Origin of the sequence: Microbacterium forte (genome assembly GCF_031885415.1) — a bacterium.
GTDB classification, from domain to species: domain Bacteria; phylum Actinomycetota; class Actinomycetes; order Actinomycetales; family Microbacteriaceae; genus Microbacterium; species Microbacterium forte.
This window is the reverse complement of sequence record NZ_CP116871.1, coordinates 1,393,183-1,404,827: the sequence shown is the minus strand read 5'-3', so window position 1 is coordinate 1,404,827 and position 11,645 is coordinate 1,393,183. Positions and strand designations below refer to the sequence as shown.

The window sequence follows — 11,645 nt, the reverse complement described above, 5'->3', positions numbered from 1 at the left end:
ATGCGGTCACAATCAAAGGAGACACCCCATGAGCGGGCAGTCACAGGCTGGGTTCACGCCCACCGGAACCATCGCGACACCGGCGGATCGGCGCCGCGTCGTCTTCGCCACCGTCGTCGGCACCACCGTCGAGTGGTACGACTTCTTCATCTACGCCACGGCCGTCGGCCTGGTCTTCGGGCAGCTGTTCTTCGAGCCGCTCGGAGCGAACAGCGCCATCGTCGCGTTCGCGACCGTCGGCGTGAGCTTCCTCTTCCGTCCTCTCGGGGCGTTCCTCGCCGGCCACTACGGTGACAAGTTCGGCCGCAAGGCCGTGCTCATGTGGACCCTGATCCTGATGGGTGCCGCGACCGCCCTCATCGGTGTGCTGCCGACATACGACGCGATCGGTGTCGCTGCGCCGATCCTGCTGGTGCTGCTGCGCATCCTGCAGGGCATCTCGGCCGGTGGCGAGTGGGGCGGCGCGGTGCTGATGGCCGTCGAGCACGCTCCCAAGGCGAAGCGCGGGATCTTCGGCGCATCGCCGCAGATCGGCGTGCCGCTCGGCCTGCTGCTCGCGTCGGGAGTGATGGCGCTGATGACGGCGATCGCACCGGGAGATCAGTTCCTGCAGTGGGGCTGGCGCATCCCGTTCCTCCTGAGCGTCGTCCTGATCCTCGTCGGCTACTACGTGCGCCGGAAGGTCGAGGAGAGCCCGGTCTTCATCGAGCTCGCGGAGCGCAAGGAGAAGGCGAGCATGCCGATCGTGCAGCTGTTCCGCAAGCACCTCCTGCTCGTGATCGTCGCTGCACTCGTCTTCGCCGGCAACAACGCGGTCGGCTACATGACGACCGGTGGATACATCCAGGGATACGCCACCAACCCCGAGGGCCCGATCGGCCTCGAGCGCGGACCCGTGCTGTGGGCGGTCACCGGGTCGGCCGTCACGTGGCTCATCACGACTCTCATCGCAGGGTGGCTGTCGGACCGCATCGGCCGACGCACCACCTACATCATCGGCTGGGTGATGCAGCTCGTCGGTGTGTTCGCGCTGTTCCCGCTCGTCAACACCGGCGACGTCGGGCTGCTCTTCGCAGGGCTCGCGATCCTGACGATCGGTCTCGGCTTCACGTACGGACCTCAGGCGGCTCTCTACACCGAGCTCTTCCCTGCGAGCATCCGCTTCTCGGGCGTCTCGATCTCGTACGCCATCGGCGCGATCGCCGGCGGGGCGTTCGCGCCGACCATCGCGACCGCGATCGTGCAGGCCACCGGTTCGACGCAGGCCGTCACCTGGTACCTCGCCGGCATGACACTGCTCGGACTCATCGCGACGCTGCTGCTGCGTGATCGCTCCGGCATCCCCCTGGGTCCGGATCACGAGGAGGAGCAGTCGGTGAGCCCGATCCGTGGGCTCGCCAAGGTCTGACGCACGCCCTCACGCCGAACGCACGTCCGCCTCGCGGGCGTGCGTTCGGCTTATCTGCGACTCAGCCGTCGAGGGCTTCGCGGATCGATGCTGCAGAGCGTCGCAGACGCGCCGCGATCTCTGCGTCGTCGAGGTCGGTGGCGACATGCACGACCGCGATCGCCGCAGGGCGCTGACCGCGAAGCGCGAGCGGCACGGCGACCGACTGCACGGTGGGGATGACCTCGTCGTGACTCGTCGCGTATCCGCGCACGCGCGCCTCGTCGACCTCTGCGTGCAGGGCCGCGCGGGCATCACCCGGCCATTGCGAGATCGGGAGCTGCGTGAGGATCGCCTTGCCAGGTGCCCCCACCGTGACCGGATGCCGGGCGCCCGGCCGCTGTGCGACGCTCGCGATCGCGTGACGAGGCTCGATGCTCGCGAGTGTGATGCAGTCGTCTCCGTCGAGCACGCCGAGGAAGCAGGTCATGCCGAGTTCGTTCGCGATCGCGGTCAGCTCGGGGATCGCCTCGGCCTGCAGATCGTGGGCGACGCCGGCGGCCAGCGCTGCCATGCGCGGGCCCAGCGTCACAGCGCCTGACGCGTCTCTCCCGATCAGTCGGTGGTCTTCCAGCGTGCGCAGAAGCCGGTATGCGACCGAGCGATGGACGTCGAGTCTCACGGCGATCTCGTCGATCGTGAGCGGGATCCGCGCATCGGCGAGCACCTCGAGGATCCGGATGCCACGGCTGAGGGTCTGCGAGGCCGGAGTGCCTTCGGGCATGCGTGCGCTCCCTTGCGTTTCGGGACAGGCGTCCCTAAGCTGTGTTCAATAGTAGAACGTCGTGTTCGAATATAGAACACGATCGATTCGATCGCAACACCCGACAGTGACGTCCGGAAGGAATCGACGACGATGCAGTTCCACCACCACGGCTATGTCTCGGGAGACCCGCGTGTGAAGGATGCCGCAGGCATCGGCACCGAGCGGCCCGCAGACATCCCCGACGAGATCGATGTGCTGATCGTCGGCTCCGGCCCCGCCGGCATGCTGCTCGCCGCCCAGATGTCGCAATACCCCGATGTCTCGACGCGCATCATCGAGAAGCGCGAGGGTCGTCTGGTGCTCGGCCAGGCAGACGGCATCCAGCCGCGGAGCGTCGAGACGTTCCAGGCGTTCGGCTTCGCCGAGCGCATCATCGCGGAGGCCTACAACATCGGCTGGATGAACTTCTGGGGCCCGAACCCCGAGCGGCCGAACGAGATCGTCCGCACCTCGCGGACCGCCGACTACGCCTACGACATCTGCGAGTTCCCGCACCTGATCGTCAACCAGGCGCGCGTGCTCGACTACTTCGCCGAGGCCGCGGTGAACGGCCCTGGCCGCATCGCCCCCGACTACGGCATCGAGTTCGCAGGACTCACCGTGCACGACGAGGGCGAGTACCCGGTCGAGGTCTCGCTGCGCTACGTCGCGGGTGAGCGGGCGGGGGAGGAGCGCACGATCCGTGCCAAGTACGTCGCCGGGTGCGACGGCGCGCGCAGCGGCGTACGCCAGGCGATCGGACGCACGCACGTCGGCGGCAGCGCCGCGCACGCCTGGGGTGTCATGGACGTGCTCGTCAACACGGACTTCCCCGACTGGCGCACCAAGTGCGCGATCAACTCGGAGGCGGGCAACATCCTGCACATCCCTCGCGAGGGCGGCTACCTCAGCCGCATGTACATCGACCTCGGCGAGGTCGCCGAGGACGACGACCACCGCGTGCGCCAGACGCCGATCGACGAGATCATTGCCAAGGCGAACGCGATCCTCAGCCCCTACACGCTCGATGTGAAGGAGGTCGCCTGGCACAGCGTCTACGAGGTCGGGCACCGGGTCACCGACGGGTTCGACGACGTGATCGACGGGTCGGGCCGCACGCCGCGAGTGTTCCTCACGGGCGATGCCTGCCACACGCACAGCGCCAAGGCGGGCCAGGGCATGAACGTGTCGATGCAGGACGGCTTCAACCTCGGGTGGAAGCTCGGGTCGGTGCTCACCGGGCGCGCGCCCGAGGCGCTGCTCGCGACATACGGTGCCGAGCGTCGGCCCGTCGCCCAGCAGCTCATCGACTTCGACCGGGAGTGGTCGACGCTCATGGCGCGCAAGCCCTCGGAGATCACCGACCCGACCGACCTCGCGACGTACTATCTCGCCACGGCCGAGTTCCCCTCCGGGTTCATGACCCAGTACACGTCGTCGATGATCACCGGCTCGGACGCGCATCAGAGTCTCGCGGTCGGCTACCCGCTCGGCAAGCGCTTCAAGTCCGCCGAGGTCGTGAGGGTCGGCGACGGCAACGCGATCCACCTCGGCCACCACGCGAAGGCCGACGGTCGCTGGCGCGTGTACGCCTTCGCGGGCCGCGAAGCCGCGACGCTCGACGCGTGGGCGGCCGCAGCTGCGCCCGTCTTCGAACGGTTCACGCCCGCAGATGCCGACACCGATGCGGTGTTCGATGTGAAGGCGATCTACCAGCAGCCGTATGAAGAGATCGAGGTGACCTCGACTCCGGCTCTGTTCCAGCCGAAGACCGGTCCGCTCGGGCTCACCGACTGGGAGAAGGTCTATGCGGCGGGGCCGTCGAAGTGGACGGAGACCGACATCTTCGACGCGCGGGAGCTGTCGCGCGACGGCGTCGTGATCGTGGTGCGTCCCGACCAGTACGTCGCCGCGATCCTGCCCTTGGATGCGACGGACCAGTTGGGGGACTTCTTCGGCGGGGCACTGCTGCCGGCATCCTGACTCTGCCGCGGGGGCCCTGGGTCCTTCGGGAGGAGATATCCCCTCGGGAGGAGGATCTCCAGCGGGATCTCCTCCCGAGGCGCAGTTCTCCTCCCGAGGGCGTACGGGTGCGGCGACGCACTGGTCGGGGAGACGGCTCGCGAGGGCCGGATGCCTCGCACGGGTCGGATGCCTCGCACGAGCGAGTCATCTCCGGCGAGTGAGGCACCTCTGGCGAGCGTCGGAGCCCGCGCGTACTCTGAGGGCCGATGGGCGAAGTCGCCCCGACAGGAGGAGCGTGTGATGGACTGGAAGATCGAGCTGATCTTCGTCCCGGTCTCGGATGTCGACCGGTCGAAGGAGTTCTACGAGAAGATCGGTTTCCATGCCGATCACGATCAGGTTCCCTACGAGGGCCTGCGGTTCGTGCAGATGACCCCGCCCGGCTCAGCCTGCTCGATCGCCTTCGGCACCAATCTGGGCGAGGGGCTGCTGCCCGGGCAGCAGAACACGATCCAGGTCGTCGTTCCGGATGCCGATGAGGCGCTCGCCCATCTTCAGGGGCTCGGGGTCGCAGCGCAGGGTGTCGATGAGCAGGCGTGGGGCCGGTTCGTGACCTTCGACGACCCCGACGGCAACACGTGGACGCTGCAGGAGCTGCCGGACTACAGCGCTCAGGCCTGAGTTCCGCGGGCGTCGAGTTCAGCGTCCGGCGATTGAGAACAGTGCCTCGGGTGCGCCCGAGGGGAACAGCACTCGTGCGCCGGAGCGGATGTCGTCGATGGGCACCCAGCGCACAGGGCTGCCCTCGTCGAGGATGCGGAGCTCGGCGTCCAGGGGCACCGCGTCCAGCTCCGAACAGGTCACGGCGAAGACGTGGGCGATCTCGTGTCCGGGTTCGCCCTCGTACGTGAAGATGTTCTCGAAGACGCCGAGTGGCTCGGCATCCTCGAGTGTGACGCCGAGCTCTTCCATGAATTCACGGCGCAGCGCGTCGCCCGCCGTCTCGCCGAACTCGATGCCTCCGCCGATCGCGCGCAGGAAATCGAGCCGGCGCGAGCTGTCGTGTCCCTCGAGGGCGAGCAGGTGCCCGTCCTTCACAGGCAGGCCGACAGCGATGTTCCGGATGGCAGGCATCCCGGAACACTAACGCACCGCCGGGCTCGGAGGTTCAGACGATCTGCGTCGCGCCTCCGGACACGACGATCCCGCCGCGGGGAGGGATGGTCACGGTGAGCAGGCTCGGTCGGCGCACATGGGCTCCCTGATGGATTCGCACGGTCGTCTCCGGGTGGCCGAGCGCGCGCAGGTAGGCCCCGGTGGATGCCGCGGCCGAGCCGGTCGCCGGGTCTTCGGTGATGCGACCGACCGGGAAGAGGTTCCGGGCGTCGAAGTCGGCGGGGCCGACGGAATGCAGCACGGTGATGGTGCCGAGCCAGCCGTTCTCTCGCATGAGCGCGGCCACCTCGTCGGGGGAGAAGCGGAACTGGTCGAACAGCTCGCGGTCGTCGACGACCAGGATCGGATGCCAGTTCCCGGCGAACGCCTCCCTCGCAGGGAAGCGGTCGTCGAGGTCTGACCCGGTGAGGCCGAGCATTCCGAGCAGGCGCTCGAGCACGTCGGGGTCGAGGTCGCGCACCTGGGGTTCGACACTGGTGAACGACACGGTCACACCGCTGTGCGCGTCCACGACCGACCGCAGCGTCACGGCACCCGCGTTCGTGTCGAACACCACCTCGCCCGGTCCGTCACGCTCCGCGAGGGCGACAGCCGTCGCCACCGTCGCGTGTCCGCAGAACGGCACCTCCGCCGCGGGCGAGAAGTAGCGTGCCCGATATCGCGGCACACCGGACTCGTCCGTGCGACCGACGAGGAACGCGGTCTCTGAGAATCCGACGTCCGCGGCGATCTGCTGCATCCGCTCTTCCGTCATGCCGCCGGCATCGAGCACGACTCCCGCGGGGTTGCCGCCCTCCGGAGTCGCGGCGAAGGCGCTGTATCGCAGGACACTCAGATCATCGGTCATGACGAGGAGCCTAGCGATGCCTCGGGGTCACGAGTTCACGCGGATGATCTCCTGCTGGTAGGGCGCGATGACCTCGCCCGAGATCCGGAGGTCGAGCAGCAGGAAGCGCCGTGTCGCGGCATCCTCCTGCGCCCACGTGCCGAGCCGCTCGAGGTCGGCGAGGGACGTGACGACGACGCCCTCTGCGCCGACCGCAGCACCGAACGCCGCGAAGTCGACCTCGGGGATCAGCATCGGACCTTCGGCGAGTCCCTTCAGCCCGTAGAGGTTGACCTCGGCGCCGTAGGCGGCGTCGTTCCAGATCACGGCGATGCCGCGTCCCGCTGCCGCGCGGACGGCGGACTCGAGGTCGGCGATCGCCATGAGCCCGCCTCCGTCGCCCGAGGTGAGGACGACCGTCGAATCCCGGCGGGCGAGAGCCGCACCGACGACGCTCGGCCAGCCCTGGCCGATCGACTGGAAGGCGGTGCCGACCATCATCATCCGATCGGGTGCCTCGACCGGCCAGTACATGTTCGCCCAGCCGATGAAGTGACCGCCGTCCGAGACGACGACCCGGTCTGCGGGCAGCAGCTCGGCGATGCGGCGCGCGGCCGAGCGGGGGTCGAGACGGCCGTCGGGGGCGAGTTCGTCTCCCTCGTCGTAGGCTCGGGCGGCCGCGACATCGACGGTCTCGCGCCACGGCTGCCCGGGCACGGCGTCGGATGCCGGCGTCGACGCGCCGCGCATGATCGCCGTCGTCTCGGCGGGGCGGGCCGCTGCTCCCCAGTCGTGCTCGACTGCGGGGCTGAGAGCGGAGCCGAGCGAGCCGACCCTGGCGACCAGCGCCTCCGCGGCGAGACGCGCGTCGGCACGAACGAAGCCGCCGACGTGCGGGTGCGTGGCCGCCGGCGCGATGTCGACCTGGAAGACCCTGGTGCCGGGCGCGAAGAGTTCACCGAACCGCATCGTGAACTGGTTCAGTGACGCGCCGAAGACGACGGCGACGTCTGCCGTGCGCACGAGCTCCATCGCGCCGTCCGCGCCGAATCCACCCGTGACTCCGAGGTCGTACTGCGTCTCGGGAAAGACGCCGCGACCGAGAGCGGACGAGGCGGTCAGTGCGCCGGTCAGCGCCGCCAGTTCGCCGAGCGCCGAGCCGGCTCCGGCCAACCAGGCGCCGCGGCCGGCGAGCAGGAACGGGCGCGATGCGCCGCGCAGCGCCTCGGCGATATCGTCGAGCGTGCCCTCGGCGAACTCCCCGCGCGGAGCGAGCGGCGCCGGGATGCCGGGCGCGGGCGCCTCCGGCACAGGGCCGGCCTCGAGCGATGCGACGTCGTAGGGGATGGCGAGGACGACGGGCACGCGGTAGGTCAGGGCGTGCTCGATCGCGATGACGGTGGTCGCTGCGGCATCGGCACGCCCGACCGTATAGGTGCGGGCACCGACGGCGGATGCCAGGGCGATCTGGTCGACATCCCACGGGCGAGGGCCGGAGGTCGGCTCGTCGCCCACCACGAGCACGAGCGGCACGTGGGCCTGCACGGCCTCGGCGAGGGCCGTGAGGGTGTTGGTGAAGCCTGCGCCGTAGGTCGAGGTGCCGGCGGCGATCCGCCCGGAGGCGCGGAAGTGCGCGTCGGCGGCGACCACGGCGCCCTGCTCGTGGCGGACGGCCGTGAAGACCGCGTCCGTCCGGGTCTCGATCGCGTCGAGGAAGTAGGCGTTGCCGTTGCCCATCACGCCGAAGACGGCGTCGATGTGCTGAGCGAGAGTGAGTGCGACGTGCGCGGAGACGGAGGGCATGCGAAAGCCTTTCGAGACAGGGACGGAGAACATTCGTATTCCGTATGTGTCTCGCCCCCGCGTCTTCGTGGGGAGCTTCGTGCCTCTTTTTCAGGCACCGGCGTCAGAGAGCGCCGGACAGGTAGATCCTATCGCTCCCGGGCCGACGCGGCGCCGACTTGCGCGCGTAACACCGCCGAAACCGCGACGCGGAAACATGCCGTCATGGAGTCACTGTTCGACGGATACACCTCGCGCCGGTCGCCGCGCCGAGCAGGCGCCGCACCGTGGGACGAGATGTTCCCCTCAGACGCGCCATCCGGCGGCGAGGGCGTGCGCCTGCCCTACCAGGACATGTATCCGGCGCTCGCGGCCATGGACGACGCAGAGCTGAGGGCTCGCACCGACGCCCTCGCCAGCTCGTATCTCGCACAGGGAGTCACGTTCGATTTCGCCGGGGAGGAGCGTCCGTTCCCGCTCGATGTGGTTCCGCGCGTTGTCGCCGCCGATGACTGGCGCTATGTCGAGTCGGGGGTGAAGCAGCGCGTGCGGGCTCTCGAGGCATTCCTCGCCGATGTCTACGGTCCGCAGCTCGCGGTGCAGGACGGTGTGATCCCCGCGTCGCTGATCAGCTCGTCCGCTCACTTCCACCGTCAGGCGGCCGGCATCGTCGGGGCGAACGGGGTGCGCATCCATGTCGCCGGCATCGATGTCATCCGTGACGAGCGCGGAGCCTGGCGTGTGCTCGAAGACAACGTGCGCGTGCCGAGCGGTGTGAGCTATGTGCTGGCGAATCGCCGCGTGATGGCGCAGACGCTCCCCGAGCTGTTCACCAGTCTCAGAGTCCGCCCGGTCGTCGACTACCCGAGCCGCCTCCTGCAGGCGCTGCGTGCCGCCGCGCCTGACGGCGTCGATGATCCGACCGTCGTGGTGTTGACCCCCGGCGTGCACAATTCCGCGTACTACGAGCACACCCTGCTCGCGCGGATGATGGGCATCGAGCTCGTCGAGGGGCGCGACCTGTTCTGCTCGGGCGGGCGGGTGTGGATGCACACCACCTCCGGCCCCACGCGGGTGGACGTGATCTACCGACGGGTCGACGACGAGTTCCTCGACCCGCAGAGCTTCCGCCCCGATTCCGTGCTGGGCGCCCCCGGGCTGATGCTCGCTGCTCGCCTCGGCAATGTCACGCTCGCCAACGCCGTGGGCAACGGCGTGGCCGACGACAAGCTGGTCTACACGTACGTCCCCGACCTGATCCGCTACTACCTGGGCGAGGAGCCGGTGATCCCGAACGTCGACACCTGGCGGCTCGAGGATCCGGGTGCGCTCGAGGAGGTGCTCGACAGGCTCGACGAGCTGGTGGTGAAGCCGGTCGACGGCTCGGGAGGAAAGGGGCTGGTCGTCGGGCCCGATGCGTCGCGCGAGACGTTGGAGGCTCTGCGCAAGTCGTTGCGGGCCGACCCTCGGGGGTGGATCGCCCAGCCGGTCGTGCAGCTGTCGACCATTCCCACACTCGTGGAAGACGGATTCCGCCCGCGGCACGTCGATCTGCGTCCCTTCGCCGTCAACGACGGGCACGACATCTGGGTGCTGCCCGGCGGTCTCACCAGGGTCGCTCTGCCCGAGGGACAGCTCGTCGTGAACTCCAGCCAGGGTGGCGGCTCGAAGGACACCTGGGTGCTGGACCCTTCGCTGTTCACCGGGCCGACGACGACCGTGGAGGGCGACCCCGATGCGGCGGCGGACGAGGTGTCGCTCGCCACCGGGGCGATCGCCGTCGTGGCGCCGGCGCGCGAAGAACCGCACCCGCCGTTCCTGTCATCGCCGCAGGACGAGGACCTCGAGCTGCGCCATCACCAGCAGCAGCAGCAACAGCAGCAACAGCAGCGGGGAGGAACAGGATGCTGAGCCGCATCGCCGAGGCGCTGTTCTGGATCGGCCGCTACGTCGAGCGGGCCGATGGCACCGCGCGCATCCTCGACGTGCACCTGCAGCTGCTGCTCGAAGACCCGTGGGTCGAGGAGGACACGGCCTGCCGTGCGCTGCTCTCGGTGATGGGCACCACAGCGGATGCCGACACCGTGCTGAGTCGTGACGACGTGGTGCGGCTTCTCGCGCTCGACCGCGAGCACTCGGCGTCGATCGCCCACTCGATCGCATCCGCCAGGGAGAACGCCCGGCGCGCCAGGGAGATCATCTCGACCGACCTCTGGGAGACGCTCAACGAGTCGAATGCGCGCATGCCACGTCGTATCGCCTCGGACAAGACGCATCCGTTCTTCCGCTGGGTGCGCGACCGCTCGGCGCTGGCCTTCGGCGTCGTCGACTCCTCGACGAGCCGTGACGAGGCATGGCACTTCTTCGTTCTCGGCCGGTCGATCGAGCGCGCCGACATGACCGCGCGTCTGCTGGCGACGCGCTCGCTGACCGAGGCCGGTGGGCCGAGCTGGACGACGCTGCTGCGCAGCTGCGGCGCATACGAAGCCCACCTGCGCAGCCACCGAGCGGTGCCGACAGGCGCGTCGGCAGTGGAGTTCCTGCTGATCGACCGCCTGTTCCCCCGATCGGTGCTCTCGAGCATCCTGCAGGCCGAGGAATGCCTGCGCGGCATCGATCCGGCCGGCGCATTCGGCGTGCCCGACCGGGCTCATCGCGTGCTCGGTCGCATGCGGTCGGAGCTGGAGTACCGACCGATCGGCGACACCGTGCATCGTCTGTCGGAGAGCATGGAGGAGGTCCAGGTGGGGATGTCAGTGGCGAGTGACGCGATCAGGGAGCGGTACTTCCCGTCGATCGCGATGCCGGTGTGGATCGGAGAGGCGCTGTGAGCCGCCTCAAGATCGTGCATCGCACCGGCTTCCGCTACGAGCAGCCGGCGACGGCGTCGTACAACGAGGCGCGCATGCTGCCGCACTCCCGAGAGGGGCAGTTCGTGCTGCAGGCGACGCTCGACATCTCGCCGACGGCCACCCAGCACTCGTACTCCGACTACTGGGACACGCGGGTCTCGACTTTCGAGCTGCTGACCCCTCATCAGGTGCTCTCGGTCACCGCGACGAGCGTGGTCGACGTCAGGCCGCTCCCGACGGCGACCGCCGGAATCGACTGGGACGAGCTCGAATCCCGGATCCCGCAGTCGCTCGCTCTGGCCGAGTGCGTCGCGCAGACTCCCGCCACCGCCCCGGATGACGAGATGCGCGATCTCGCCCTGCACTTCGAAGCGGAGGGCGGCGGAGTGGACGAGACCGCCCTCGACATCTGCCGCGCGGTCGGGGAGGCGATGGAGTACCGCAGCGGCGTCACCGGCGTGAGCTCGACGGCTCGTGACGCCTGGCCTGCGCGATCAGGGGTCTGCCAGGACATCGCTCACGTGGCTCTCGGGGTGCTGCGCGCCGCGGGGATTCCGGCACGCTATGTGTCGGGATACCTGCACCCCGACCCGACGGCCGCGATCGGGCAGGCCGTGACGGGGGAATCGCACGCCTGGGTGGAGTGGTACTCCGGGGAGTGGCGCGGATACGACCCCACCAACCTCGTCGACATCGGCGAATCCCATGTCTATGTCGGCCACGGCCGCGACTATGCCGATGTGGCTCCGCTCCGCGGGGTGTATGCCGGACCCAGCGCGTCGGAGCTGTTCGTCTCGGTGGAGATCACGCGCCTCGGCTGAGGCGACTGCATGGCCTGACGACGCACGGCAG

10 protein-coding genes are annotated in these 11,645 nt (G+C 69.1%); 6 read left to right on the top strand and 4 right to left on the bottom strand.

Annotation, left to right across the window (positions count from 1 at the left end):
• Positions 1 to 28: 28 nt before the first annotated feature.
• Positions 29 to 1,408 (top strand): MFS transporter, encoded by a 1,380-nt coding sequence (locus tag OB895_RS06870; RefSeq protein ID WP_042539354.1) that lies wholly within the window; start codon positions 29 to 31, stop codon positions 1,406 to 1,408.
• A 61-nt stretch (positions 1,409 to 1,469) separates the two neighbouring features.
• Here the strand turns inward: OB895_RS06870 and OB895_RS06865 are convergent, their stop codons facing one another.
• The gene (locus OB895_RS06865; protein ID WP_042539356.1) at positions 1,470 to 2,171 is read right to left on the bottom strand and encodes an IclR family transcriptional regulator; all 702 of its coding nucleotides are present in this window, start codon (positions 2,169 to 2,171) and stop codon (positions 1,470 to 1,472) included.
• Between the two features lie 132 nt (positions 2,172 to 2,303).
• Between OB895_RS06865 and OB895_RS06860 the strand changes: the two genes are divergently transcribed.
• Both OB895_RS06860 and OB895_RS06855 read left to right on the top strand, forming a co-directional pair.
• Positions 2,304 to 4,175 carry an FAD-dependent monooxygenase gene (locus OB895_RS06860; RefSeq protein WP_079112426.1) on the top strand — a complete coding sequence of 624 codons (1,872 nt, stop codon included), beginning with the start codon at positions 2,304 to 2,306 and terminating at the stop codon, positions 4,173 to 4,175.
• Between the two features lie 282 nt (positions 4,176 to 4,457).
• The gene (locus tag OB895_RS06855; protein ID WP_042539360.1) at positions 4,458 to 4,838 is read left to right on the top strand and encodes a VOC family protein; all 381 of its coding nucleotides are present in this window, start codon (positions 4,458 to 4,460) and stop codon (positions 4,836 to 4,838) included.
• 18 nt (positions 4,839 to 4,856) lie between these two features.
• Here OB895_RS06855 and OB895_RS06850 read toward each other — a convergent pair whose 3' ends face one another.
• From OB895_RS06850 to OB895_RS06840, 3 genes are read right to left on the bottom strand one after another with little or no spacing between them, the layout of a single operon-like run.
• A complete protein-coding gene (locus OB895_RS06850; RefSeq protein WP_042539362.1) occupies positions 4,857 to 5,291 on the bottom strand; it encodes an NUDIX hydrolase in 435 nt (144 codons plus the stop codon).
• A 34-nt stretch (positions 5,292 to 5,325) separates the two neighbouring features.
• Entirely contained in the window at positions 5,326 to 6,180 is an 855-nt protein-coding gene (locus tag OB895_RS06845) for a PhzF family protein (protein WP_042539364.1), read from the bottom strand.
• A gap of 27 nt (positions 6,181 to 6,207) precedes the next feature.
• The gene (locus tag OB895_RS06840; RefSeq protein WP_042539367.1) at positions 6,208 to 7,962 is read right to left on the bottom strand and encodes a thiamine pyrophosphate-binding protein; all 1,755 of its coding nucleotides are present in this window, start codon (positions 7,960 to 7,962) and stop codon (positions 6,208 to 6,210) included.
• A gap of 204 nt (positions 7,963 to 8,166) precedes the next feature.
• On the opposite strand from OB895_RS06840, the gene OB895_RS06835 reads away from it, so the two are divergent.
• Genes OB895_RS06835 through OB895_RS06825 form a run of 3 tightly spaced genes read left to right on the top strand, consistent with a single transcriptional unit; the run spans position 8,167 to position 11,614 of the window.
• Positions 8,167 to 9,852: a circularly permuted type 2 ATP-grasp protein gene (locus OB895_RS06835; RefSeq protein WP_042539369.1), complete on the top strand. Its 1,686-nt coding sequence runs from the start codon at positions 8,167 to 8,169 to the stop codon at positions 9,850 to 9,852.
• Entirely contained in the window at positions 9,846 to 10,772 is a 927-nt protein-coding gene (locus OB895_RS06830) for an alpha-E domain-containing protein (protein WP_042539371.1), read from the top strand. The genes OB895_RS06835 and OB895_RS06830 overlap by 7 nt, the downstream gene beginning before the upstream one ends.
• The gene (locus OB895_RS06825; protein ID WP_042539373.1) at positions 10,769 to 11,614 is read left to right on the top strand and encodes a transglutaminase family protein; all 846 of its coding nucleotides are present in this window, start codon (positions 10,769 to 10,771) and stop codon (positions 11,612 to 11,614) included. Before OB895_RS06830 ends, OB895_RS06825 begins: the two co-directional genes overlap by 4 nt.
• Positions 11,615 to 11,645 lie beyond the last annotated feature (31 nt).

What these genes read in the sequence shown, in the direction of transcription:
- OB895_RS06870 (WP_042539354.1), top strand. Translation starts at nt 29, where the DNA reads ATGAGCGGGCAGTCACAGGCTGGGTTCACGCCCACCGGAACCATCGCG.
- OB895_RS06865 (WP_042539356.1), bottom strand. Translation starts at nt 2,171, where the DNA reads ATGCCCGAAGGCACTCCGGCCTCGCAGACCCTCAGCCGTGGCATCCGG.
- OB895_RS06860 (WP_079112426.1), top strand. Translation starts at nt 2,304, where the DNA reads ATGCAGTTCCACCACCACGGCTATGTCTCGGGAGACCCGCGTGTGAAG.
- OB895_RS06855 (WP_042539360.1), top strand. Translation starts at nt 4,458, where the DNA reads ATGGACTGGAAGATCGAGCTGATCTTCGTCCCGGTCTCGGATGTCGAC.
- OB895_RS06850 (WP_042539362.1), bottom strand. Translation starts at nt 5,291, where the DNA reads ATGCCTGCCATCCGGAACATCGCTGTCGGCCTGCCTGTGAAGGACGGG.
- OB895_RS06845 (WP_042539364.1), bottom strand. Translation starts at nt 6,180, where the DNA reads ATGACCGATGATCTGAGTGTCCTGCGATACAGCGCCTTCGCCGCGACT.
- OB895_RS06840 (WP_042539367.1), bottom strand. Translation starts at nt 7,962, where the DNA reads ATGCCCTCCGTCTCCGCGCACGTCGCACTCACTCTCGCTCAGCACATC.
- OB895_RS06835 (WP_042539369.1), top strand. Translation starts at nt 8,167, where the DNA reads ATGGAGTCACTGTTCGACGGATACACCTCGCGCCGGTCGCCGCGCCGA.
- OB895_RS06830 (WP_042539371.1), top strand. Translation starts at nt 9,846, where the DNA reads ATGCTGAGCCGCATCGCCGAGGCGCTGTTCTGGATCGGCCGCTACGTC.